The sequence below is a fragment of the Acidovorax sp. GW460-11-11-14-LB4 genome (genome assembly GCF_059423685.1).
The window spans coordinates 39,557-62,524 of sequence record NZ_JBWKYJ010000021.1 but is presented as its reverse complement, the minus strand read 5'-3'; the positions used below and the strand labels follow the sequence as shown (position 1 = coordinate 62,524).

Here is a 22,968-nt window from a genome sequence, read left to right as displayed (position 1 = left end):
GCCCTCAGCCCGATCGAATACCGGGTGAGTCTTGGACTTGCGGCATAAAACCAGTCCAAGTTTTTATCCGCACCCCCAAGCTTGCGCTTTTGTCGGACTGTGACAGCAACGCCGCCAAATTTGACAGCCATCTCGCGCAGCAGTTTCTCGGGCTCGTTGACGATCAGTGCCCCGAATACATAGTCGAACCGCCCCATCGAGGTTGTCTCATGTCGTGTCGCGCCGATGACCGTGTACGAGTCGTCGCAGCAGAAACCAAACCACTCTGCAGCCGACTTCAATTGCTCGATCTGAACGCCCATTAGGCCAGCTCGCAGGTCTTCGCGGCGATCGAGGACTCGCGATTCGGAGGGCGGCAGGTGAAGCTCGACCTTGACGCCACTGCGAACTGCTTCCTGGAAGAGAGCTGCCCGGTTTGCCCCAGTCAACTCGACGACGCTCGGGGCAACCACCAGCAACCGACTTTTTGCGGACATCAGCGCCGCGCCAAAGAGAACCTCAAACTCCAGGCCAGTGGCCCAGTGGGTTACTTGGGTCAGGGCTTTGGCCGCAAACAGAAAGGACGTCTTGGCCTTCGCCCTTTCCTCTCCCTCAGCATCGATATGCGCAACGTAGGTTGCGATCGCCTTTCGGACTGACTCCGGCGGCAACTGGGTTGCACCACGCATCTTTGGCGAAAGCTGTGTCAACAATCGACGGACCTGCTTCTCTTGCCTATCAATGCATCCCTTCAGCGCCTGAAGGGCAGGGTGACCTCCAAGTCTGCGCGCGAGGTCCGAGTCGGCGGCGCCATCGACGCAGATGATAGGTACCGCGTGCGCGCCTCTACGCACCATAAGATGGCCAGTGGCGAAGAGGTTTGAGGTTCGCACTACGCGCCCGAGTCTGGAGACTTCCAAGAGCCGGGGCAGCGAGTTTTTTGCGAGTAGCATGTTTGCGCGCACACCGGCCAAGTCAAGCTCTTCTACGCGAGGCGGTCGCGCTGGCACGGCTGGAAGGACGATTGTCCCGTCGGGCAGCCTCCGTTTGGGTGCCAGTTCTCCGATTGCTTGTTCGATCCGTCGAGTGACGCCGTTCACATAGCATGCAGCCTCCCGATCGGTGACGCGCGGCAGGCCACTGTTGCTGATGGCCATCCGGCCCTTTTCCAGAAGCTGGTAGTCGCCCGATGCTTGTCTGCTGATAAAGAGCTCGGCTTTCATGGACTCCAACTCTAAATCTATCTCTTGCTGACTAACGCCGAGAAATCCCGCCATCGCCGAACCTGACGCAAAGCCGACGGCCAATGCCCGAAGCGCGAACTCCCTAATCACTCCCAGATCGCGTCGCTCGACACAGACTGCGGTCAATCGAACCATAAAAACCGGGATGGCAGCGGGGGCCACAGCCGAAGGAATCTCGTCGCCTTCGGAGAGATGAGCCGCCGCCAGTCTTATCGCTTCAGTTGCTATCACGACGCGTCTCGCACGAAGCCGGATTGGCCTCAATGTAGTCGATGACCTTGACGAACGGGTTTTCACCGGTAGCTTGGTAGCAGAACGTCTGGTTTCCAACGATGATCAACAAGTCTTTGGGGCGGGAAAGCGCGACGTTCAGCCGCTTCATGCTTCGAAGGAAGCCTAGGAAGTCAGCCGAATTGCTCAGCGTTACCGAGAATATGCAGATATCCGCTTCCTTACCCTGAAAAGAATCGACGGTAGCTACCTCGATAGACAAAGAAGCAAAAGAGTCTCGCTGGATGCGTGAATTGAGCGCGTCAGCCTGAGCTGCGTACCCTGCAATCACAGCAACGGAGGCCTTCTGTTGGGCGCGGCTGGCGCAGTATTGGATCGTTTTAAGCTGAGCTAGAACAACGTCTTGTTCTCCAGCATTCGTATACGTGTGGATGCGCCGCTGTTGTGGTGAGTTGGGTGTATCAATCCAAACAACCGGCTTCGAAAATTTCTTGCGCAGCCACTCCGGGCGTTCCGAATCTGGGCGCTTGTTCTCTAAGGTACCGAAATAGAAGCAGCGGCTAATCAATCCGCCTATGCCTGCGCACATTCGATGCTGGTGAGTCAATCGTTCGACGCAGGCTGGAGTTAGACGGGGGATTAGGTAGTCGAGCAGGGTTTCTTTGGCTTCGTCGGCGCCGTACCCATCCACTTCCACGGCATCCCCGTCGAAGGGCGGCAACTGCTTCGGATCACCGACGATCAGGCATTGCTCGCTTCGAACTATGGGCACCAAGGCCTCAGTGGGTGTTGCCTTTGACGCCTCATCAATGATGCACAGGTCGAATCGGGTCTTGGAGAACGCCTCGCTACTTCCCAGGCCAACACAGGTCCCGGCCACCACGGAGGCGCCGCGTAAAACAACTTCCTCAAGCTGCCTCAACTGCCCCAGCACGTCGAGCCAAGCGACCTGTAGCTCAAGTTGTTTGCGAAAACCTGGCCATGCCTCGCCGCGCTGTTCCAGCATTTCCAGCCAGCTCGCTTGCTCGTTCTCGGGCACTTCAGCTAATAATTGCCCGTCAGGCCCCAACGCACGAAGTTCTTCACGCAGGCGTGCTATGTGCTCTCCTAGCTGATCTCGCTCTAGATCCAGCTCTGCCATCGTGAGGGTCTCGACTGTGGCAGTTTCAAGCCCACTGACGTCTGCCTCCGGAGCTATCACGGCTCGCGTCTCGGCTGCGTCAAGGCGCTGTCCAGCATCTTCAAGTGAAGACACCACGACTTGCTGGCGCTTGCAGGCCGCAAGGAGCATTTCTAAGCGAATCGAGAGTTCAACGTCCAGGGCTTTAAGGCCCACTTCCAAGCCGCGTTGGGCAAGGAACTTTCGAGACTGCTCGGCAGCGTTCTGGCACCAGCGCGCCAGGCATCGATCCAGCAGTGCCGGGCGCACATCATCAGCGACCTTTTCTTCATCAGCTCGAGCCACTCGCACGATGCGATCTGCGAGACTCTCGTCCTTGAGAAGCTTGCTCACGACGTGATCGATCGCGATGTGCGTTTGGGCTGCCAGTAGCACTCTGCTGCCAGGATGCTCGCGCAGAAACTGCTTCACGATTGCAGTGATCAGCGTCGTTTTGCCAGTGCCCGGGGGGCCCTCGACGACCATGATTTGACGCATACCCAATGCCGCGTCGAGCACCTTCACCTTGTCTTCGCTCAGCCCGTCGGGGCTTGGGCGGCCGCCCGACTCGGGAGCATCAGCGGTGCCGGGGCGAAGCAGCAGTTGACGCAGGTTTGGCATGACCGCTGTGTCAGACCGCAGGGCCTTCACGGCCTCCTCCTGGCGCTCCAGTGCACGACGCTGTGCGCCGGTGTCCACGCGAAGCACGCCCTCTGAGGGGATCTGCCTTCTTTGGCCGATCAGGAGAAAGTGTGCCTGGTCATACTGCACCCGCGTGACTTGCAGCACCAAGACCGCTTTGGCAGTTCGAACGACGCGCTTTTCGCCTAGCTTCAAAGAATGCGCCCCAACTACGTTCACGACGAACTCGCCGCCATCCCATCTGCCATCCACATATTCAAGCGCAGGCATGTCGCGCAGTGCGCGCATTCGAGCAGTGACCGTATCCTGCAGCATGTTCAGGTAGCGCTCTTCGTCGCGACGGCGCTGCTCTTCCTTCGCCCTCACCTCTGTGGAGCGGAGGAAAGACTCAATGAAGCTGATGTTCGCGCGCAGTTCCGGATTAACGGGCACGCCGGGGCGACGCTCGACAAACTCCACGGTAAGGCGGGCAGTTGCTGCTGCAGCGACAACTAATGATGCGGCGCGGATGTCGTTGACTATCAGCCAAGGCGAGTCGGTCGATCCTCGCTTGGCACGGACTACCAGAGTTTGTCCTGCGAATTCCAGGTCTCCCTCGTTCAGGAGGGAGACCTCACAGGGATCGGCAAAGTCTTGCTGTAGTCGGCGCACACGTGCATCGGCATCGGCCTCATGGGGCAGCAGGTCCAGCAGCCTCTCATGGACTTGGCCGGACATCTCGATGCCAACCAGTCGAGCACGATCTGTGTCAGCCAGTCTTGCGCGGTGGTAGTCGTCCAGATTCCAAATCAGCAAGGAGGCGGATGCAGGGCGATCTAGAGGCGAGTCCGACATACATTGCTCCAGCAGCCTCTGAGGCGCCAGAAGTCCAAGCTCCTTCACTTTTGCCCGCAGTTCAGCGACGCTCTTGTAGTCGAGTCGCCCCGTTAAACACGCTACGCAAATCGCGGCCCAGGAATAGAGGTCGCGGCGCTCACTGAAGACGCCATCATCCAGCTCGGCTGGCGTCCAAGGGGCGCTTCCCATGCCGGCGAACGTGTACCCATTTCGCTGATCTTCCGTATGCCGTGAAATTCCGAAGTCCGTCAATTTCGGTTCCCGCATCCGACTCAGCATGATGTTGAGCGGCTTTAGGTCTCGATGGGCGTAACCCCGCCCGTGGGCGTGCTCGAGCCCTTCGAGGATCGGCCTTCCCACGTTCTCGTAGAAAGACGGCCACTCCATCGGGCCGATCGACAAGATGTAGTCGCTTAGTGTTTCCTCGAGCCACTCGAGCGCCAAGAATCTCTTAGCACCATCAGTACCGATTCCGAGCAGGCGGACAATGTTTCGATGGGATATGTCACTGAGTGCATTGGCCTCACGAGAGAAACTCGCAACAGCCTGGGAGTCGCTGTCACCGCGACGGGAAAATTTGAGTGCACAGGTTTCGCCCGTCGAATTCAGCTTTGCCTGGACGATCTCCGACATTCCACCGGAACGTCTCAAGTCCGACATCGCAAAGTCGCATATCAAGAAAGAACGCGAATTCATACAGGCGAGTAATTTCCCTAGAACCAGCAAAACGCCGCTTCTGCGGCGCGGCTAGAGCATCGAGCCGACAGGATCATGGAGCGATACGCTCTGGTCAAGAGCGGCAACTGAGCACTATGCCGACAAGTCCCAGCAGCAAACAGCTGTCGCCTTCAAAAAAGGGGCGATCAGTGACTTGCTAGTCTAGATGACTACAGTGCCATGACAACCGGTCATTGGAGTTCCAGAGCTGCAAGGTGAACCGACCACGGCTTGAGGCTGAGCACATTGGCATCCTACCTCGAACGGACGCAACCGCTGTAGAACAGCTCTCACGAATGGCAGAACCAGGCTGGTTGCCGTCGCTCAGTCTGACAATGTCGTTGGCCGCTTTCTTCGAAAGCAGACCTTCCACTTCTCGTCGAGTCAGCTATTTCCGTCTTTGAACCCCTTGCCTTGTCCAGTTCTGGGGATTACCAGACTCCGATGTCGTGCTCAAATCCCTCACCTATGAAGCGTGACCCTTTGCATCTTCCCGCCTTGCGCGGTGGCTTTCTCGCCCTGCTGGCGGCTGTACTCTTCGGCATCAGCACGCCCGCGGTACAGAGGCTGGGCGCAGGGCTCGGGGCCTTCACGACCGCAGCGCTGCTGTACTTAGGAGCGGCCCTGATCGGGGCACTGTCGCTGCGGACTGCTGCGCATGAAGCGCGAGTGCAGAGGTCCGACATTCCGCGCCTTCTGGCGATGGCTGGCTTTGGCGCCGCGCTGGGGCCGGTGGCCCTGGCCTGGGGCCTGCAGCACACGAGCGGAGCCAGCGCGTCGCTCATGCTCACTCTGGAAGCGCTGTTCACCGCCACGCTGGCATGGTGGCTGTACAGCGAAACCATGGACCGCCGCGTGTGGGCCGCCATGCTGTTGCTGCTCGCAGGAGGAATGGCGCTCGTTCTGGACCAAGGCCTGCAAGGAGGCGTGCAGTTGCTGGGGCTGCTTGCCGTGCTGCTGGCCACGGTCGCCTGGGGGGTGGACAACACCTTGTCCCGTGGGCTGGCTGAGCGCGACCCCAGCCAGGTGGTGATGGCCAAGGCCACCCTGGGGGCCGCAGCGACGGCTGCATTGGCTGTTTCGACTGGGGAGCCTTTGCCTTCCCTGTCCGCAGCACTGGGACTTCTCGCCGTTGGAGCCACTGGTTACGGCCTGAGTCTGCGCTGTTACCTCCTGGCCCAGCGGGCATTTGGTGCGGCGCGGACGGGCTCGGTGTTCGCCTTCGCGCCCTTCATTGGTGCTGCCGTGGCCTTCGGTTTCGGGGAACGCTCTGCGGGGTGGTTTATGCTCTTGGGTGGAGTGTTCATGTTGGCGGGAGTAATGCTCCATCTGGCGGAAAGCCATGGACACGAGCACACGCACGAAGTGCTGGAGCATGAGCATGCTCACCGGCACGACGATGGGCACCATGCACATGTGCACGTAGTAATGCCAACTGGCAGCCACAGCCACAAGCACACCCATGAGCCTGTGACCCACGCCCATCCCCATGCTCCTGACGTGCACCATCAGCACGTTCACTGAACCCGCTAGATCTAACCAACAGCGCGGACCGCGTGAGCGCGCGTGCCGCGCAGCAGCCTCAGCCCATTGCCAACCACCAGGAGGCTGGCCCCCATGTCCGCAAAAACCGCCATCCACATCGACGCGTTCCCAAAGACCGCAAGCACCAAGAACACCGTCTTGATACCCAGCGCCAGCACGATGTTCTGAAGAAGGATGCCCCGCGTGCGCCTGGAGAGCTGGATGACTTCGGGGATGCGGCGCAGATCGTCATTCATGATGACGATGTCCGCAGCCTCCATGGCCGTGTCGGTTCCTGCTGCACCCATGGCAAGGCCGATGTCGGCGCGTGCCAGCGCAGGTGCGTCATTGATGCCATCCCCCGTCATCGCCGTGGCACCGTACTGGGCCTGCATCTGCTCAATGGCCGACAGCTTGTCTTCTGGCAGCAGGTTTCCATGCGCCTGGTCGATGCCCGCCTGTTTGGCGATGGTCTCTGCCGTGGCTTGGTTGTCTCCGGTCAGCATGACCGAGGCGATTCCCAGCGCGTGTAGCTGGGCGATGGCCTCCCGTGAGCTGTCCTTGATGGTGTCGGCCACCGCAAAGATGGCAAGAACCTCCGATTGACTGGCCAGAAGGGTCACCGTGCGGCCCTGCGATTCCTGTGCCTGTAGCAGCGTCTCAATGGCGGGGCTGCAAAGACCCCGTTCCTCGATGAGCCGGTGATTCCCGAGAATCAGGGGTTGGCCATCAAGCTGGGCTTCCACACCACGTCCGGCAAGGGCCGTGAAGCCTGCCACGATGCCCTGGCCAGCAGACAGTCCTTGCGCGATGGCCTTGGACACGGGGTGGTCAGAGTGACCGGCCAGGTCCGCCGCCCAGCCCAGAATCTGGGTTTCGGGATACGTTCTGGCCAGCACGTGCTGGGCCACCAGTTTGGGTTTTCCTTCCGTGATCGTGCCGGTCTTGTCGAGCGCAATGACCTTGAGTTTGTGCGCGTCTTCCAGGTAAACCCCGCCCTTGATGAGGATGCCACGCCGGGCCGCAGAAGCCAGACCACTGACCACCGTCACCGGCGTTGCGATCACCAGCGCACAGGGGCAGGCGATGACCAGCAGTACCAGAGCCTTGTAGACGGCATCCACCCACGTCAGGTCCATAAAGACCGGAGTGAGCGTCGCCACAAGAACGGCCATGATGAACACAGCCGGGGTGTAAATGGCAGCAAACCGGTCCACGAACTGCTGTGTGGGGGCGCGTGAGCCCTGCGCCTGTTCCACCGAGTGAATGATGCGGGCCAAGGTGGTGTTGCTGGCCTCTGCCGTGACCATCACCTCCAGGGTGCCTGTTTCGTTGATGGTGCCAGCAAACACGGGATCTCCAGGAACCTTGTCCACCGGAATGCTCTCTCCCGTGACCGGCGCCTGGTTGACTGCGCTGGTCCCAACGGCCACCGTGCCGTCCAGCGGCATGCGCTCGCCCGGCCTGACCCGGACGATGGCGTTGACGGGAACCTGTGCAGCGGCCACCGATTTCCAGCTGCCGTCAGGCTGGCGTACTTCGGCCGTCTCGGGCGTGAGATCCAACAGGCTCTTGATGGCATTGCGTGCACGGTCTACCGCGCGGCCTTCGATCAATTCAGCAATGGCATAGAGGGCCATCACCATGGCGGCTTCTGGCCATTGGCCAATGAGAAACGCGCCGGTCACGGCCACCGTCATCAGCGCATTGATGTTCAGCCGTCCCTGCAGCAAGGCGGCAAACCCCTTGCGGTAGGTGGAAAAGCCCGCCAGCCAGATGGCCGCCGCCGCCAGGGCCATGCCAATGCCCTTGAAGGCCAGCGTGTCTGGAGAGAAGAAGGCCACGGCTTCGGCGCAGACGGCCAGGCCCAGCGCCAACCCCATACGCCCGAGTTCGTCGGTGGTGGAGGCCCGCCCAGGGGCTTCGCCCGTTGCCGCAGCGGTTGCCACGGGCTGCGGGTCGAACCCTGCCTTGCGAATGGCCGCCAAGGCTTGAGGAATCACAGCATCAGGGGCGTCAATGGTCAGCGTGCGTGCGCCGAGCTGAAACCCCAGGCCGCGCACCCCGGCAATTGACTTCAGCGCGCGGCGGATCTCACTTTCTTCGGCTGCGCAGTCCATGGCCTCGATGCGGAACATGGCTCCCTGGGGGCCACGCCCATTTGCAAACGAAGGCGCTGCGGTTGCTAGCGAATGTGGGGTACAGCAAGTATCTGGAGAGGCCGCAACCGGGCTGGCGCAACAGGAATCAAGCTGAGTAGAGACGGGAGCGGCTGGAGCGCAGCATGGGTCCTGGGAGGTTGGTTTTTGTGCTTCGTCGCAGCAGGATTTCATAAATTTCTCTCCTTGATGCCTCGATTGGAAACCTTGGAGTAGCTACAGTGTCAAGACCTCCAATATCCAGCTCTCAACATGCAGATCAAGGAACTGGCCGCCGCAACAGGCGTTGACGCCGAAACGATCCGTTTTTACGAAAAGGAAGGCTTGTTGCCCCAGCCCGCGCGGCTGGCCAACGGCTATCGCAACTATGCTCCCGCTCACCTGGAGCGGCTGTCCTTTGTACGGCACTGTAGGGCACTCGACATCCCACTGGCAGATGTGAGGAGCCTGTTGGGTGCGCTAGATGCGCCCCAGGAGGCGTGCGCAGACGTCAACAATCTGATTGACGACCAGCTAAGTCGGCTGCGCGCTCGTCTCATCAGCATGATGGCGTTGGAAAAGCAACTGCTGCAGCTGCGCTCAGCATGCAGTGGAGAGCATGCGCATCAGAGCTGTGGAATTCTTAATGAGCTTGTCGCGGCCGCCCATGGCGAGGCGTGTCTGTGCCATGGAGGAAAAAGTGGTTGACCTTGCCACTGTGGCAAGTCCGAGACTGCACTCCTCTCAACTCTTTGCCACGAGAAGTAAATGCATGAATTCCAGCTTCCCGACATGACCTGCGGGCACTGCGCAGGGATGGTGAACCAGACACTGCAGATGGTGGATCCTGGCTGCAAGGTGCAGGTGGACATGTCCAAGCGCTTGGTTACGGTGCAGAGTGCTGAAGACCGCCTGACGCTTGCGGAAGCGCTCACCGAGGCGGGCTACCCGCCCTCTTGACTACGCGTCCGTACCGCAAAAGATCTGCTCCGGCACACGTTCATCGCGGCGGGCATTGACACCGCCTTGGAGCCGCCGACCATCGCCTTGACGCAGCGATGGTCGGCCTGAGGTCTTTGGGCGGTTGCTACTTTTTTGCCACCTCTCTGTCTCGGAACTACTTGGGCGTGGAGCCCGGAGTGGCTTCCTTGTGCGGCATGGCTTCACGCGCATTGGCCTTTTCCTGACCACGGGCTTCGGCCTTGCTGGTGTCGGCGATGCCAGAGCCTTCACCCCGCGCCGTACTGCCATCCTTGGTCCGCTTCACACCGGTCGCAGGACGGGCCTTTTTGTGTTCCTCGCCATGCGCTTGCGCCTTGGAGTTGGTGTAGGGCGTGGCCTCTTGGGTGTCGCCAGCGGCGAATGCGGACGATGCGGCGGTCATGGCCAGGGCGATAAGGAGAGTTCTCATGATTTTTCCTTGGTAGGTTGACGTGCGAACAGAAGAACGCCCCCTTTTCTTGAGGGCGTATCGAGACACTTTTTGCGCTTACTTGGCAGGCTCGATGGCGGTGACCACCATCTTTCCGCCCTCGTTGATCACCATGAAGCGGATCTTGTCGCCGACCTGCGCCTTGTCGAGCAGGGCCTTGTCCTTGGCAGCAAACACCATGGTCATCCCCGGCATCTCCAAGTGCTTGATGTCGCCATGCTTGATGGTGATTTTTCCGGCGTCCTTGTCGATCTTGCGCACCTCTCCATCGGTCATGGAGGCTGCGGTCGTGGATGCGGCTTTTCCGGCGTCTCCAGCGGCCTGCGCCACGGCCGACAGCGGCATGAGAGTGACCAGCGACAACATAGCGCCGATCAATAAAGTGTTTGCGTTTTTCATACGAGCTCCTTGTTCAATTGCGTGCAGGGATTCCCCGATTACTTCTTGACCACCGTGACCTGGCCCTTCATGCCTGCGTCGTAGTGGCCTGGGTACAGGCAGGCGAACTTCACTTCGCCAGCCTTGGTGAACTGCCAGATGATTTCGCCTTGCTTGCCGGGGGCCAGCGACACCTTGCTGGGCTCGTCATGCTCCATGTCCGGGAACTTCTTCATCGTCTCGTAGTGCTCCTTGAGTTCGGCATCGGTGCCCAGGCTGAACTCATGCTTGACCTGGCCACTGTTCTTGATCACGAACTTGACCGTTTCGCCCTGCTTGACGGAGATCGCGGCGGGCGTGAAGCGCATGGTGTCAGCCATGTCCACGTTGATTGTGCGACTGACTTTGGAGGCTTTGCCTGGTTCGCCGATGGCTGACTCCTCGCTTCCATGGCCGTGACCGCCGCTGTGGGTACCGCCCGCAAAGCTGTTGAAGGACAGGGCCACCAGGGCGGAGGCGGCGATCAGGGAAAGAGTGCGTTTCATAGTTACCTTGGGTTGTGGATGAGGAAAGGAGGCGATCAGTGGCCGCTGTGCGAAGACGGCTTTTTGACCTTGACGACAGTGTCCGAACTGGACTTCTCTTTGCGGGGCATGGACTGGCCGCCCTCGGCTTTGAAGCGGGCAGGCTCCGCCATCGGACCGGTGTACTCATACGCCACCGTGCCCTCCGGGTTTTTGTACCAACCCGGGTTCTTGTAGTCGCCTGGCTTCTGGTCGCGGCGCACCTTCAGGACACTGAACATGCCACCCATCTCCACCGAGCCGAAGGGGCCTTCCCCGGTCATCATGGGGACGGTGTTGTCCGGAATAGGCATCTCCATCTCGGTCATGTCCGCCATGCCCCGTTCGCCCATGACCATGTAGTCGGGAATCAGGTTGTTGATCTTCTTGGCCACGCCCCGGTGGTCTACGCCAATCATGGTGGGAATGTCGTGACCCATTGCGTTCATGGTGTGGTGGCTCTTGTGGCAGTGGAATGCCCAGTCACCTTCTTCGTCCGCGAGGAACTCGATCTGGCGCATCTGGCCCACGGCCACGTCGGTGGTCACTTCATAGAGACGGGTGCTCTTGGGTGTAGGACCACCATCCGTGCCCGTCACCAAAAACTCGTGACCGTGCAAGTGCATCGGGTGGTTGGTCATGGTGAGGTTGCCGATGCGAATACGCACCTTGTCGTTGAGCCGGACGTTCAAGGAGTCGATGCCAGGAAAGATGCGGCTGTTCCATGTCCACAGATTGAAGTTCGTCATCTCTGCAACCTTGGGCGTCGCGGCCCCGGGCTCAATGTCATACGCACTGAGCAGGAAGCAAAAGTCTCGATTCACTTCATCAATCAGCGGATGCTTGGTCTTCGGATGCGTGATCCAGAAGCCCATCATGCCCATGGCCATCTGGGTCATTTCATCGGCATGCGGGTGGTACATGAAGGTGCCCGGGCGGCGTGCCACGAACTCGTAGACGAAGGTCTTGCCCGACTGGATTGCGGGCTGGTTCAATCCAGCCACACCGTCCATGCCATTGGGCAAACGCTGTCCATGCCAGTGGATGCTGGTGTGCTCGGGCAGCTTGTTGGTCACAAAAATGCGAACGCGGTCGCCTTCCACCACTTCAATGGTGGGACCAGGACTCTGGCCGTTGTATCCCCACAGGTGGGCCTTGAAGCCAGGGGCCATTTCGCGCACAACGGGTTCTGCCACCAGGTGGAACTCCTTGACCCCCTGGTTCATGCGCCAGGGCAGCGTCCAGCCGTTGAGCGTGACCACCGGGTTGTAGGGGCGCCCGGAGTTGGGCACCAAGGGGGCCATGGTGTCGGCGCTGCCCTGGAAAATGGGCTCTGGCAGTGCGGCCATCGCCACGCGGCTCACAGTCGCTGCGGCCACTGCCCCTCCGGCAATGCCAGCAAACCGGAAAAAATCTCTTCTTGAATTCATGTTGGTTTCCTTGAGGGGATCAGTGGCCTGCACCGGCTTCGGCAGCGGCTGCGCCGCCGCCCGAGACGCCAGCGCTGGTGGGCTTGCCGATGAGAGAGGCCTGAAGAGCAGCATCCGCCAGCCAGAACTGCTGTTCGGCGTTCAGGGCCGCCATCACCGAGCTGACCTGATCGCGGGAGTCCGCCAGCAATTCGAAAACGCTGATCAGCATCCCGTTGTAGCGAAGCTGGTTTTCTTCGGAGATGGTTTTTCGCAGGGGAATCACCTCGTCGCGGTGGTGACGCGCGATGTCATATGCAGTGCGGTACGCGGAGTAGCTCTCCCTAAGGTTCGAACCCGCCGCGCGTGCGGTTGCTTCCAGGCGGTTGGCCGCAGCCAGGGTCTGCGCATTCATGGCGTCGCGCCGCATTCCACCCCAGTCGAAGATCGGCAGCTGCAGGCTGATCTCGAAGCCGCGCCGCGTGGAGTGGGTGTTCTCGGCGGCATCAAAGACAGAGTCGCGCCGCACGCCCAACTCGATGTCTGTGAAGGTCGTGATCCTGTTCCAGCCTTGCGCGCGTGCAGCTGCGTCGTAGTCAGCCTTCGCGATCTGCAGATCCAGCCGCCCCTTAGACGCTTGGCGGCCAGCGTCCGATGGGGACAGCGGCTCCTTGGGCAGTGTGGGCAGGCGCTCAGGCAACTTGAGCTGTTGGGCTTGGCTGTCGTCCAGACCCAGCAGCCGGACCAGTTCCTCACGGGCTGCCGTGACTTGGTGCTGGGCACTGGCCAGCTGGGTCGCTGTGTCGGCATAGAACGCTTGCTGGCGTGCACGGTCAAGCTTGTTGAAATTGCCCACCGCCTGCATGCGCTTGGCCAGTTCGGCACTGGCTTGGGCACTGGCGACGACCTGTTGGGTGTAGGCCAGCGTTTGTTGCGCGGCAACGGCGCGTACCCATGCCTGACGTACCTGCGTGACTTGGTCCACTACCTCGCTGCTCAGGCGCAACTGGGTCTGCTTGATGCGCTGCTCGGCGATGCCTTTGCGCGTCGGCAAGGTCAGCAGGTCCAGCAGCCCGAAGGACAGGAGGCGGCCGATCTCCGTCTCGCTGCCCAGGCGAACGCGCTCCAGGCTCAGGATGGGGTTGGCGATGCGGCCGGACTGGGCTGCCGTGGAAGCGTCCGCCCAGTTTTGGGCCACGATGGCCTGCAGGGATGGGCTATTGACGAGTGCGAGTTGAACGGCATCCTTCTGACTGAGCGGCTTGGCCAGCAGATCCGAAGCGCGCTGGCGCAAGGCGTCCCGCTCGCTCTGGTCCCGGGCCAAGGTAAGCTGGCCGTCCGTGAAACCGCTTGCGGCTGTATTGGCGCTGGTGAGGTTCTGCTCCAGATTCACGCTGGCGCAACCAGACAAGACCGCCACTGCGGCCACGGCGATCACGAGTTTGGCGCGGGGCGTGTGCAAGGGGCGGTTCATTGTTTGCCCCCGTGGTGTGCGTCATGGCCCTGCGCGGGTTGGTCCTGGCCGGTTGTGGGTGCCGTCTGGCGAATTTCCTTGGCATAGGTGCGCCAGCCTCCGATCTCGCCCACCTTGTCATTGGCCGCTTTCCAGGGCTGGACGGATTGCTCTTTGTAGGCTTCGTAGCCCGAGAGGGCTGATCGGTACGAAAGCTGATAGTCCACCTTGGCGGATTCGCCCTCTGGCATCTGAGCCAGAGCCAGGGACGGCGCTATTAGCGCGGCGGCCAGCCAGGGGGTTGATATAGGTCGTGAAAGCCAGGAAATTTTCATAGGTTCACCATGCGTTCTTGATGCAACGCATTGTGTGATCCCAAGGCTTCCGCCGACATAACGGCTTAATTACATCTTTGTCATCTGAAAGAAAGCCCGCGATCTGCAGGCACACTTGCCGTCATTCGCAGACAGGGAGATCCCGTGAAGATATTGATCGTCGAGGATGAAATCAAAACCGGCGAATACCTGCGCCAAGGCTTGCGTGAGGCAGGGTTCAACGCCGATCTGGTTCACAACGGAGTCGATGGCCTGCATCTGGCCCAGGAAGGTGACTACGACCTGGTGATCCTGGATGTGATGCTTCCTGGGATGGATGGCTGGCAGGTGCTCACCAATCTGCGTCGCCGGGGCCTGGAGATGCCCGTACTGTTTCTCACGGCCAAGGATCAGGTGCAAGACCGGATCAAAGGGTTGGAACTGGGGGCGGACGACTACCTGGTCAAACCGTTTTCCTTTGCCGAGCTATTGGCGCGAGCGCGCACCATCCTCAGGCGTGGTCGCAATGGCACCGAGGTGACGGTCCTCCAGGTGGCCGATCTAGAACTAGACCTCTTGCGGCGGCGAGTCAGCAGATCTGGCAAACGCATCGACCTCACGGCCAAGGAGTTCGGACTCCTGGAGCTGCTGATGCGCCGCCAAGGGGAAGTTCTGCCGCGCTCTCTGATCGCGTCGCAGGTGTGGGATATGAATTTCGACAGCGATTCCAACGTGATCGAGGTGGCGATGCGCAGGCTTCGGGCCAAGATTGACGATGCCTATGACGCCAAGCTGATCCAGACGGTGCGAGGCATGGGGTATGTGCTTGAAGCGCCGCAGGAGCGTGCGTGAAAGCCCGGTACTCGCTCACGACACGGCTGACGGTCTTTTTTACTTTGGCTTCCGGGCTGGTGCTAATTGGACTGGGAACTCTCGTGGCGATTTCCATTGACCGGCATTTCGTGGAGCTTGACCGCGATGCACTGCGTGACAAGGTTCACCTGACGCGTGAAGTCATCGGCAAATCGAAGTCGCCGCAGGATCTGAAGACGCGGCTGGATGACGTTTTGCACAGCCATGAGGGCCTCTTCGTCACCGTGCTTCGCAATGGTCAATCGCTGTACTCGACGGAAGACTTTGAGTTTCCTGCGGACTTGAGCGTGCGGACCCAGCATTCCCGCTTGGGGGTCGCCTCGTGGCGAATCAAGGACCGTGAGTACCGGGGAATGTCCGAAGCCGTGACGCTGCCTGATTCCGCAGAGCCGCCGCTGCAGGTCTGGGTGGCGGTGGACATTGCCCACCACAAGCACTTCATGTACGAATTGATTTGGGTGCTTGTGGGCTACGTGGCATTGGCAACACTGGTGGCTGGGGTCCTGGGCTGGTGGGCCGCAAAGAATGGATTGGCCCCCCTTCGCGCCATGCGGTCCCGCGCTATGGCCATCACGGCACAGCGACTGGATGAGCGGATGCCAACCCAGGAGTTTCCGGTGGAGATGGCCGACCTGGCGACCACCCTCAACGAGATGCTCCGGCGCTTGAAGGAGGAGTTCGACCGCCTGTCCGAGTTTTCTTCGGACCTGGCTCACGAGCTGCGTACGCCGATCAACAATCTGATGACACAGACGCAGGTCACACTCAGCCAGGCTCGCTCCTCTGAGGAGTACCAGGACATACTGGCCTCCAACGCCGAGGAGTACCAGCGCCTGGCCCGCATGGTGGCTGACATGTTGTTCCTGGCCAAGGCTGACCACGGTCTCATTCTTCCCAGCACGGAAAGAATCGCGGTCCATGATGAAGCTCAGGCTTTGTTTGACTTCTACGAGGCCTTGGCAGAAGAGAAGCAAGTCCGACTGCAATTGATCGGGACGGCGGAGATCACAGGCGACCGGTTGATGTTGCGCCGGGCGCTCAGCAATCTCCTGTCCAACGCCATTCGCTACACCCCACCAGGCGAGCTGGTGGTCGTGGACATCCAGGGGGGCCTGCACGGAACCACCGTGGACGTCGTCAACACTGGACCTTCCATCGAGGCGCAGATGATCCCCCGCCTGTTCGACCGCTTCTTTAGGGCGGACAAGTCGCGCAAGCAGCTGGACTCGGACGGCGCGGGCCTGGGCTTGTCCATTACCCAGGCGATTGTTCATGCGCACCGGGGGCGGATTTCCGTGAGTTCGGCCGATGGCAGGACTTGTTTTTCGATGTATTTCCCCAGTGCACAGAGCATTGGCAAGCACCTCACGACAGATGCATGACCCCCTGGCAACCCTCATAGACTGCTGGAAGGCACATCCAAGCAGCACCTACAACACCTGGTTCCTGTGGGATCAGCGGATCAAGAACTTCCGCTCCATTCGCCGAGGCATCGCGCAGGTGGTGGAGGACATCCGGGGCGGAACGTTTGGCAACGCCTACCGAGGCTCCTCGCTGGAGACGATCGTGGGTTCCGTGGCAGAGCAGCGCCAGATTTTCAAGGGAGCGGACCACGCGTTCCTCTGGAAGCCCAAGCTGCGGATTCCGGACATCTACGAGAACACGAGCAACCAGCGCGCCTTTGCGGACCTCCTGCACACCTGCGATCACTGTGACTGCGCAGAAGACGTAGTGGCCGCCATACAGCGCATTGATGCGATTGGCATCAAAGGCTTGGGCCCAGCGGTCGCCAACTTGCTGTATTTCATCCACCCAACGCTGGTCTCTCCCTTCAACACGGCCATCGTCAATGGTTTCAACGCGGTGACCGGGGGGCGCGTGAAGCTTGGGCGCTGGGACCACTATCTCTCCATGCGGGAGGGCTTGCTGCGCTTGAACGCGCGGTACCGGCTAAAACTGTCGAACGATCTGGGCGCGATTGCAGGACTCATGTTTGACATTGGCAGTGGCCGATATGAAGCGCCGCCACAAGCAATGGATGTAGCGGCGACAGCTCTCTGGCAAGAAGACCTTGAACGTGTGCGGCAGGAATCCACCGCATTGCAACGAGAACTGTCCCAAGCGACCGAGAGCGATGCGACCCACACGGGTGTCCAGGCTTCGCTGCGCGACCTGGGCAAGGCGCTCGGATTTGAGGTCTGGATAGCGTCCAACGACCGGGGCCGCGCCTATGGCGGGGGGCTGCTGGGAGATGGATGCATGGCGCAGTTGCCCGCCAGCCTGGACCGAGGACTGGAGTCCGTGCGACTGATCGATGTCGTATGGGTTGATCCCCAGACCTCGCAATTCGCCGCCGCATTCGAAGTCGAACACACCACGTCCATCTATTCGGGCATCGTACGCATGCTCGATCTGGCCCTGGGAACGCCGGTTGCGGGCAACTGCGCCCTGTTTCTGGTGGCTCCAGACAATCGCAGAGACAAGGTCGCTGAGCAACTTCAAAGGCCTGCCTTCTCCAGGGTGTCGGAGCTGGGAATCCGGTACTTGCCTTACAGCCAGCTGGAGCAGAACCATGCCTCCATGAGCCGCTTTGGGTCCAGCATCAAGCCGTTGCTGGAGATTTCGCAGCGGCTGTGAGCCACGGCTATTTCGTGCGGCGCGCTTCGCTGCGCTCGGCTCTTTGGGCCCCAGGGATGCGGCGACCCACGGCGATGTCGGCAAGATGAAGTTTCTGTTATCCCGAACGGCGGGATTGACGGGTGGCGCCTTGCGTTGCGAAAGCTACAGATCGAACTCCAATCTCTACGATTGGGCGTTGCCTCGGTACAGATTTCGAGGCAGAACTTCGCAAACTCTTCGCCCCAGAAAGCCTCGGCATGAACGTCACGACAAAGCCATTGGATGCACTATTGCCTGTCAGTTCGCTGGGAAACTCTGTGCCCAAAGCACCGAGCATCCAGGGAGGCGGTTTTCTGGACGCGATGAAGCAGGCGCTTTCAACCACAAGCCAGTTGCAGAGTGAGTCTGGTCGCCTAAGCCGCGAGGTCACATTCGGCAATCCCACGGTCAGTCTTGAAGAAACGATGCTCGCTGGAGTCAAGTCGAACATCGCGTTTCAGGCCACTCTTCAGAGCCGCAACCGCATTGTCCAGGCCTACACCGATGTGATGAACATGCAAGTCTGATGCTCGGAGGCCAGAGCAATGCAAAAGTAGATGTCGCACGCACTTGCTGCTAGCGCCGCAGACATGCATGGCGAGCCAATTGGAGGAGGCCCTGTTTCGAAAGACCCCCTCCAGATCAGCCGCCGACCGCCCGGAGAACCCGTTTAGAACCGAGGGGCCTTGGTGGATTCGTCCGAGGTGGCGGCCACGCCTGCATGGTGCGCTGCGTGGTAGCGGTCAGGATAGATTTCATTGAGCTTGCGGCCGTCTTCGCCCACAGCGATGATTTCTCCTTCGCGGATGGCTCGTGCCAACTCACTCTTGACTTGTTCCCGCGTCTTCAACGACTTGCCTGCCACGATCGGATAGCGACCAGACATCAACTCATTGCGTTTGACTCCGAATTCACCGGCCACCATGATGTCACCCGTACGGATAGCCTGCTCCAATTCTTCCCGCACTTGCTCGCGGGATTTGCTAGCCTGAGTCGAAGTAGTCGAGCGATAGGCTCCGGGGTTGATTTGCTTGAGAGTCATCCCCGAGTCGCCTGCAGCAAGCATCTCGCCGTTTTGCTGAGCCTGCGCCAATTCAGCCAGCACTTGTTCGCGCGTCTTGCTGACCGCTTGGTCCGACGCAAAAGCGGGGGCTGCGATGAGGGAAAGGACGATGAGGGTGGACTTCAGTTTCATGATGGTGTTTCCTTTTTGGGTAGATGGCAATGGTTCAGGTGCAACCGCAGGCCGGTTTGGGAGGGCACGCGGTTGCCGGTGATCGTTGAGAGGGTTCAGGGCAGTTGGCGGGCATCGACCCAGCCAGCTTCGCCGCCCATATCCCGTACACCGTCACGACCGACGGGGTTGCGCTTGGCTGACTGCAACTCATCGAGGACTTGCTGGCGGGTCTTGGTCAGTTTGGGGCCCGGAACGAGTGGATAAGTGGCAGGGTAGTCACGGCTGATCCAGTACAGCGAACCGTCCTTCTGAGCGGCCAGCACGGTGCTTTCGACCGCTTGGCGGCTCACCGCATTGCCCAAATGGTCGGCGGCCAGGCTCACGCCTTCCTCCTGGCTTGGGCTTGCGTGGTAAACGGAAGTTGCGAAAGAGGCGGTGGCGGATGCAGCAAGGCTGGCGACGAGGATTGCGGTACGAACTTTCATGATGGTCTCCTGTGGCGCCGGATGCCCGATATGGTTCATCCAGGTGGCGTTTTCTGCACCACGGAGAGAAGTCTAAAAATTGCCGCCCCACATGGAGGTGACCTCCTGATTACGCTTTCGACAGCAATCTGCAATCCACTAAAACCCGAGTGCATCCCCCGCGTCGGTTCTGGGCGTCATACGACACTGCGGCCACCTCATTGCGGCAACGAGAGTCTCCCGCCGTCCTGCAGCGACGCAATCAGCGGGCAGGAGACATTCCCTTTTCTCGCATGGCATGCGCATACCAGTTCAGACAGCACCGACTCCATGCGTGCCAAATCGGCTATCTTCTCGCGCACATCCTTGAGCTTGGACTCAGCCAGTGCGCTGGCTTCTTCACAATGAGTTCCATCGTCTAGCCGCAGCAGCTCGGCTATTGCATCCAGGCTGAAGCCCAGGCGCTGAGCCGCTTTGACGAAGCGCACCCGCGTCACATCTGCATCTCCATAGCGGCGGATGCTGCCGTGAGGCTTGGCCGGCTCGGGCAACAATCCCTTGCGCTGATAGAACCGGATGGTCTCTACATTGACCCCGGCCGCCTCGGCAAAAGCGCCGATCGTAAAACTCTCCAAATTGGCTTTCATACCGCTTGACTCCGTACATGACTACGGAAGTAAGGTTACGGGATTCAACCAATTTTGAAAGGTCAAGCGCATGTCGGAGCCAAACAACGGGCGCACAGCGCTCTTCGCCGGAGGGCTGGCGGCCATCCTTGCCTCGACTTGCTGCCTCGGACCGCTGGTCCTGATCACCCTGGGATTCAGCGGGGCATGGATTGGCAACCTGACCGCGCTGGAGCCCTACCGCCCGATCTTCATCGGGGTCGCGCTGGTGGCGCTGTTCTTCGCCTGGCGGCGCATTTACCGCCCGGTGCAAGCCTGTAAACCGGGGGAGATCTGCGCGATTTCCCAGGTGCGAGCTGCCTACAAGCTTATTTTCTGGAGCGTGGCCGCACTGATTGTGGTCGCGCTCGGGTTCCCCTATGTCATGCCATTTTTCTATTGATCACAGGAGTTCTTCATGAAACAACTACTTGCCTCCCTGGCGCTCACCCTGGCCGTTGTCCCCGTGTGGGCCGCCACCCAGACCGTCATGCTGGCCATTCCCGGCATGACCTGCTCCACCTGCCCGATCATCGTCAAAAAAGCGCTTTCCAAGATCGAAGGCGTTAGCGAAGTTGAGGTGACCTTTGAGACGCGCGACGCAGCTGTCACCTTCGATGACGCAAAGACCAGCGTGCAGAAGCTGACCAAGGCAACCGCAGAGGTGGGGTTTCCATCCAGTGTCAAGCGGTGAAGCATTGACAACTGCACTGCAGCGCATGTGATGCCGTTACCTGGCGCGCACAAGCAAAAAGGATCTGTCGCATGACCCATCTGACAATCACCGGCATGACCTGCGGTTCGTGTGCGGCACACGTCAAAAAAGCCTTGGAAGACGTGCCCGGCGTACAGTCGGCATTTGTCTCCCACCCCGAAGGCACTGCCCAACTTGTCACCCTGCCGGGCACATTGCCCGATGCTCTGACTGCCGCTGTGGCCAGACTGGGCTACAAAGCAATGCTCGCCGATGTCCCCCCCAAACACAACCACGCTGGATCGCTCGATCAGGTGCGTCAGTGGACAGGGGGCGCTGACAAGCGCCGTGGCAACGAGCGTCCGCTGCAAATAGCCGTGATCGGAAGTGGTGGAGCCGCTATGGCGGCAGCACTGAAGGCCGTCGAGCAAGGCGCGCACGTCACGCTGGTGGAGCGAGGCACCATCGGCGGAACTTGTGTGAACATTGGCTGTGTGCCGTCCAAAATCATGATCCGCGCCGCGCATATCGCGCATCTGCGCCGAGAAAGCCCGTTCGATGGGGGCATGTCACCCACACCGCCGACGATCCTGCGCGAGCGGTTGCTAGCGCAGCAGCAGGCACGTGTCGAAGAACTCCGCCATGCCAAGTACGAAGGCATCCTGGACGGCAACCCAGGCATCACGGTGTTGCACGGTGAAGCGCGTTTCAAGGACGATCGGAGCCTTGTCGTCCGTTTGAGCGAGGGGGACGAGCAGATCGTGGTGTTCGACCGCTGTTTGGTCGCGACAGGAGCCAGCCCGGCCCTACCGCCGATTCCGGGTTTGAAAGAGTCACCCTACTGGACTTCGACGGAGGCGCTCGCCAGTGCCACCGTTCCCGAACGGCTGGCTGTGATTGGCTCGTCGGTGGTGGCGCTGGAGCTGGCCCAGGCTTTTGCCCGGCTAGGCAGCAAAGTAGTGATTCTGGCGCGCAGCACCTTGTTTTTCCGGGAGGACCCGGCCATCGGAGAGGCCATGACTGCTGCTTTTCGTGCCGAAGGCATCGAGGTGCTGGAGCACAGGGAAGCCAGCCAGGTCGCGCATGTTGACGGTGAATTTGTGCTGACGACGGGGCACGGAGATATCCGCGCTGACAGGCTGCTGGTCGCAACGGGGCGGACACCGAACACGCACAGCCTCGCGCTGGACGCGGCGGGGGTCACAGTCAATGCGCAGGGGGGCATCGTCGTTGACAAGGGCATGCGCACCAGTGGCCGGAACATTTACGCGGCAGGCGATTGCACCGACCAGCCTCAATTCGTCTATGTGGCCGCAACCGCAGGCACGCGCGCGGCCATCAACATGACCGGTGGGGAAGCGGCACTCGACCTGACCGCGATGCCCGCCGTGGTGTTCACCGATCCACAAGTAGCAACCGTGGGCTACACCGAAGCAGGAGCGCGCAATGGCGGCATTGAGACCGACAGCCGGCTGTTGACGCTGGACAACGTGCCACGTGCGCTCGCCAACTTCGACACGCGTGGTTTTATCAAGCTGGTGACCGATACCACCGGGCACTTGATTGGCGTGCAGGCGGTCGCGCCGGAAGCTGGCGAACTGATCCAGACGGCGGCCCTGGCAATTCGGCACCGCATGACAGTGCAGGAGCTGGCCGACCAGTTGTTCCCCTATTTGACGATGGTCGAGGGACTCAAGCTCGCGGCGCAGACCTTCAGCAAGGACGTCAAGCAGCTTTCTTGCTGTGCAGGATGAGAAGCGGGCGAGATGATGAGAGTGCCCGCACAGTAGCTCAAATCGCTATTGATTGGCGCCGACTTGCCAAGCAACAGCCAACGCCGAGCGAACTTGGTGCAGGGACACTTTTCTGAGTGAAATTTCTCAGCATCCGAAACGCTTCACGGCGCGCCCAAAGCGGCGCCTGCCAGCATTACAGAAATATCATCGACCCATCATCTTCTGGTGTGTTGCTGTATTCCAAACTTCCCCTCGTCACGACGCGCACCGAGCCCATCGGACCGCGTGGGGCCGTCAGCCTGGCTGACGTTTCAATGACTCATGATGAGGGTTAAGACCATGTTCAAAAAGATCTTTGCACCCGCCGTTGTCGCGGCGCTGTCGATGGCTTGTGCAGTTGCTTTCGCAGCTTCCGCTGGCAACGAGGCACGCGACCAGGCATCGCCGGTCAAGATGCAGGTCGGGGAAGAAACGGCACGCTACTGGAGTCATCCGAGGCTGGGAATGGTCAAGGTGGACGCCGCTGGCCGCATGCTCACGGGTGACTCTGCCAAGGATGATGCTGCGCGATCTGCAGCTCCTTCCGGCAATCCCTCGACCCGCACACGTTGACGCACCCCGGCGAGGCGGTGCAACACCCGTAGCGTCCAGGGAAGGCGGCAAGGGAGCATTGCTGCGATC

General features: G+C 60.4%; 23 protein-coding genes. 11 read left to right on the top strand and 12 right to left on the bottom strand.

Annotated elements, in window-relative coordinates:
- Both AC07X4_RS10435 and AC07X4_RS10430 read right to left on the bottom strand, forming a co-directional pair.
- The coding region (locus AC07X4_RS10435) for a phospholipase D-like domain-containing protein (RefSeq protein ID WP_494740011.1) at window positions 1-1,202 on the bottom strand (1,202 nt) is incomplete at its 3' end.
- Window positions 1,203-1,440: 238 nt separating this feature from the next.
- On the bottom strand, window positions 1,441-4,725 hold the full coding sequence (locus AC07X4_RS10430) for an AAA domain-containing protein (RefSeq protein WP_494740010.1): 3,285 nt from the start codon (window positions 4,723-4,725) through the stop codon (window positions 1,441-1,443).
- Between the two features lie 552 nt (window positions 4,726-5,277).
- On the opposite strand from AC07X4_RS10430, the gene AC07X4_RS10425 reads away from it, so the two are divergent.
- Complete coding sequence (locus AC07X4_RS10425; RefSeq protein WP_056637549.1) at window positions 5,278-6,333, top strand: DMT family transporter; 1,056 nt, start codon at window positions 5,278-5,280, stop codon at window positions 6,331-6,333.
- Between the two features lie 11 nt (window positions 6,334-6,344).
- On the opposite strand, the gene AC07X4_RS10420 is transcribed toward AC07X4_RS10425, so the two are convergent.
- Window positions 6,345-8,666 (bottom strand): heavy metal translocating P-type ATPase, encoded by a 2,322-nt coding sequence (locus AC07X4_RS10420; RefSeq protein ID WP_494740009.1) that lies wholly within the window; start codon window positions 8,664-8,666, stop codon window positions 6,345-6,347.
- Window positions 8,667-8,744: 78 nt separating this feature from the next.
- On the opposite strand from AC07X4_RS10420, the gene AC07X4_RS10415 reads away from it, so the two are divergent.
- Both AC07X4_RS10415 and AC07X4_RS10410 read left to right on the top strand, forming a co-directional pair.
- Window positions 8,745-9,179, top strand: a complete 435-nt coding sequence (locus AC07X4_RS10415; protein WP_056637555.1) for a Cd(II)/Pb(II)-responsive transcriptional regulator — start codon at window positions 8,745-8,747, stop codon at window positions 9,177-9,179.
- 60 nt (window positions 9,180-9,239) lie between these two features.
- Window positions 9,240-9,431, top strand: coding sequence for a heavy-metal-associated domain-containing protein (locus tag AC07X4_RS10410; RefSeq protein WP_056637557.1), 192 nt, complete (start codon window positions 9,240-9,242; stop codon window positions 9,429-9,431).
- Between the two features lie 157 nt (window positions 9,432-9,588).
- On the opposite strand, the gene AC07X4_RS10405 is transcribed toward AC07X4_RS10410, so the two are convergent.
- The 6 genes from AC07X4_RS10405 to AC07X4_RS10380 form a co-directional block, all read right to left on the bottom strand.
- The gene (locus tag AC07X4_RS10405; RefSeq protein ID WP_131798401.1) at window positions 9,589-9,882 is read right to left on the bottom strand and encodes a hypothetical protein; all 294 of its coding nucleotides are present in this window, start codon (window positions 9,880-9,882) and stop codon (window positions 9,589-9,591) included.
- A 78-nt stretch (window positions 9,883-9,960) separates the two neighbouring features.
- Entirely contained in the window at window positions 9,961-10,302 is a 342-nt protein-coding gene (locus tag AC07X4_RS10400; RefSeq protein WP_056419633.1) for a copper-binding protein, read from the bottom strand.
- A gap of 38 nt (window positions 10,303-10,340) precedes the next feature.
- Window positions 10,341-10,826, bottom strand: a complete 486-nt coding sequence (locus tag AC07X4_RS10395; protein ID WP_056419630.1) for a cupredoxin domain-containing protein — start codon at window positions 10,824-10,826, stop codon at window positions 10,341-10,343.
- A gap of 35 nt (window positions 10,827-10,861) precedes the next feature.
- Window positions 10,862-12,274, bottom strand: coding sequence for a multicopper oxidase family protein (locus tag AC07X4_RS10390; RefSeq protein ID WP_494740008.1), 1,413 nt, complete (start codon window positions 12,272-12,274; stop codon window positions 10,862-10,864).
- 19 nt (window positions 12,275-12,293) lie between these two features.
- Window positions 12,294-13,727, bottom strand: a complete 1,434-nt coding sequence (locus tag AC07X4_RS10385; protein ID WP_494740007.1) for a TolC family protein — start codon at window positions 13,725-13,727, stop codon at window positions 12,294-12,296.
- Window positions 13,724-14,041: a hypothetical protein gene (locus tag AC07X4_RS10380; protein ID WP_015012919.1), complete on the bottom strand. Its 318-nt coding sequence runs from the start codon at window positions 14,039-14,041 to the stop codon at window positions 13,724-13,726. Before AC07X4_RS10380 ends, AC07X4_RS10385 begins: the two co-directional genes overlap by 4 nt.
- A gap of 144 nt (window positions 14,042-14,185) precedes the next feature.
- Between AC07X4_RS10380 and AC07X4_RS10375 the strand changes: the two genes are divergently transcribed.
- From AC07X4_RS10375 to fliE, 4 genes are all read left to right on the top strand, one after another.
- Complete coding sequence (locus AC07X4_RS10375; RefSeq protein WP_015012920.1) at window positions 14,186-14,872, top strand: heavy metal response regulator transcription factor; 687 nt, start codon at window positions 14,186-14,188, stop codon at window positions 14,870-14,872.
- Window positions 14,869-16,275 (top strand): heavy metal sensor histidine kinase, encoded by a 1,407-nt coding sequence (locus AC07X4_RS10370; RefSeq protein ID WP_421561396.1) that lies wholly within the window; start codon window positions 14,869-14,871, stop codon window positions 16,273-16,275. The genes AC07X4_RS10375 and AC07X4_RS10370 overlap by 4 nt, the downstream gene beginning before the upstream one ends.
- Entirely contained in the window at window positions 16,268-17,530 is a 1,263-nt protein-coding gene (locus AC07X4_RS10365; protein WP_494740006.1) for a type II restriction enzyme NmeDI-related protein, read from the top strand. The genes AC07X4_RS10370 and AC07X4_RS10365 overlap by 8 nt, the downstream gene beginning before the upstream one ends.
- Before the next feature lie 239 nt (window positions 17,531-17,769).
- Window positions 17,770-18,078 carry a flagellar hook-basal body complex protein FliE gene (gene fliE, locus AC07X4_RS10360; protein ID WP_015012923.1) on the top strand — a complete coding sequence of 103 codons (309 nt, stop codon included), beginning with the start codon at window positions 17,770-17,772 and terminating at the stop codon, window positions 18,076-18,078.
- Window positions 18,079-18,221: 143 nt separating this feature from the next.
- Here fliE and AC07X4_RS10355 read toward each other — a convergent pair whose 3' ends face one another.
- The 3 genes from AC07X4_RS10355 to merR all read right to left on the bottom strand — a co-directional run bounded on the left by AC07X4_RS10355 (window position 18,222) and on the right by merR (window position 19,839).
- Window positions 18,222-18,746, bottom strand: coding sequence for a DUF4148 domain-containing protein (locus AC07X4_RS10355; protein ID WP_015012924.1), 525 nt, complete (start codon window positions 18,744-18,746; stop codon window positions 18,222-18,224).
- A 95-nt stretch (window positions 18,747-18,841) separates the two neighbouring features.
- Window positions 18,842-19,213: a hypothetical protein gene (locus AC07X4_RS10350; RefSeq protein ID WP_015012925.1), complete on the bottom strand. Its 372-nt coding sequence runs from the start codon at window positions 19,211-19,213 to the stop codon at window positions 18,842-18,844.
- A gap of 197 nt (window positions 19,214-19,410) precedes the next feature.
- Entirely contained in the window at window positions 19,411-19,839 is a 429-nt protein-coding gene (gene merR / locus AC07X4_RS10345) for a mercury resistance transcriptional regulator MerR (protein ID WP_015012926.1), read from the bottom strand.
- Window positions 19,840-19,909: 70 nt separating this feature from the next.
- On the opposite strand from merR, the gene merT reads away from it, so the two are divergent.
- The 4 genes from merT (at window position 19,910) to AC07X4_RS10325 (ending at window position 22,899) form a co-directional block, all read left to right on the top strand.
- A complete protein-coding gene (gene merT, locus AC07X4_RS10340; protein ID WP_494740005.1) occupies window positions 19,910-20,260 on the top strand; it encodes a mercuric ion transporter MerT in 351 nt (116 codons plus the stop codon).
- Window positions 20,261-20,275: 15 nt separating this feature from the next.
- On the top strand, window positions 20,276-20,551 hold the full coding sequence (gene merP / locus AC07X4_RS10335; protein WP_008905582.1) for a mercury resistance system periplasmic binding protein MerP: 276 nt from the start codon (window positions 20,276-20,278) through the stop codon (window positions 20,549-20,551).
- A gap of 71 nt (window positions 20,552-20,622) precedes the next feature.
- Window positions 20,623-22,305 carry a mercury(II) reductase gene (gene merA / locus AC07X4_RS10330; protein ID WP_015012928.1) on the top strand — a complete coding sequence of 561 codons (1,683 nt, stop codon included), beginning with the start codon at window positions 20,623-20,625 and terminating at the stop codon, window positions 22,303-22,305.
- Window positions 22,306-22,626: 321 nt separating this feature from the next.
- Window positions 22,627-22,899, top strand: coding sequence for a hypothetical protein (locus AC07X4_RS10325; protein ID WP_015012929.1), 273 nt, complete (start codon window positions 22,627-22,629; stop codon window positions 22,897-22,899).
- Window positions 22,900-22,968 lie beyond the last annotated feature (69 nt).

Coding starts and splice junctions, on each gene's coding strand:
- AC07X4_RS10430 (WP_494740010.1), bottom strand. CDS start 4,725: ATGTCGGAGATCGTCCAGGCAAAGCTGAATTCGACGGGCGAAACCTGT.
- AC07X4_RS10425 (WP_056637549.1), top strand. CDS start 5,278: ATGAAGCGTGACCCTTTGCATCTTCCCGCCTTGCGCGGTGGCTTTCTC.
- AC07X4_RS10420 (WP_494740009.1), bottom strand. CDS start 8,666: ATGAAATCCTGCTGCGACGAAGCACAAAAACCAACCTCCCAGGACCCA.
- AC07X4_RS10415 (WP_056637555.1), top strand. CDS start 8,745: ATGCAGATCAAGGAACTGGCCGCCGCAACAGGCGTTGACGCCGAAACG.
- AC07X4_RS10410 (WP_056637557.1), top strand. CDS start 9,240: ATGCATGAATTCCAGCTTCCCGACATGACCTGCGGGCACTGCGCAGGG.
- AC07X4_RS10405 (WP_131798401.1), bottom strand. CDS start 9,882: ATGAGAACTCTCCTTATCGCCCTGGCCATGACCGCCGCATCGTCCGCA.
- AC07X4_RS10400 (WP_056419633.1), bottom strand. CDS start 10,302: ATGAAAAACGCAAACACTTTATTGATCGGCGCTATGTTGTCGCTGGTC.
- AC07X4_RS10395 (WP_056419630.1), bottom strand. CDS start 10,826: ATGAAACGCACTCTTTCCCTGATCGCCGCCTCCGCCCTGGTGGCCCTG.
- AC07X4_RS10390 (WP_494740008.1), bottom strand. CDS start 12,274: ATGAATTCAAGAAGAGATTTTTTCCGGTTTGCTGGCATTGCCGGAGGG.
- AC07X4_RS10385 (WP_494740007.1), bottom strand. CDS start 13,727: ATGAACCGCCCCTTGCACACGCCCCGCGCCAAACTCGTGATCGCCGTG.
- AC07X4_RS10380 (WP_015012919.1), bottom strand. CDS start 14,041: ATGAAAATTTCCTGGCTTTCACGACCTATATCAACCCCCTGGCTGGCC.
- AC07X4_RS10365 (WP_494740006.1), top strand. CDS start 16,268: ATGCATGACCCCCTGGCAACCCTCATAGACTGCTGGAAGGCACATCCA.
- fliE (WP_015012923.1), top strand. CDS start 17,770: ATGAACGTCACGACAAAGCCATTGGATGCACTATTGCCTGTCAGTTCG.
- AC07X4_RS10355 (WP_015012924.1), bottom strand. CDS start 18,746: ATGAAACTGAAGTCCACCCTCATCGTCCTTTCCCTCATCGCAGCCCCC.
- AC07X4_RS10350 (WP_015012925.1), bottom strand. CDS start 19,213: ATGAAAGTTCGTACCGCAATCCTCGTCGCCAGCCTTGCTGCATCCGCC.
- merR (WP_015012926.1), bottom strand. CDS start 19,839: ATGAAAGCCAATTTGGAGAGTTTTACGATCGGCGCTTTTGCCGAGGCG.
- merT (WP_494740005.1), top strand. CDS start 19,910: ATGTCGGAGCCAAACAACGGGCGCACAGCGCTCTTCGCCGGAGGGCTG.
- merP (WP_008905582.1), top strand. CDS start 20,276: ATGAAACAACTACTTGCCTCCCTGGCGCTCACCCTGGCCGTTGTCCCC.
- merA (WP_015012928.1), top strand. CDS start 20,623: ATGACCCATCTGACAATCACCGGCATGACCTGCGGTTCGTGTGCGGCA.
- AC07X4_RS10325 (WP_015012929.1), top strand. CDS start 22,627: ATGTTCAAAAAGATCTTTGCACCCGCCGTTGTCGCGGCGCTGTCGATG.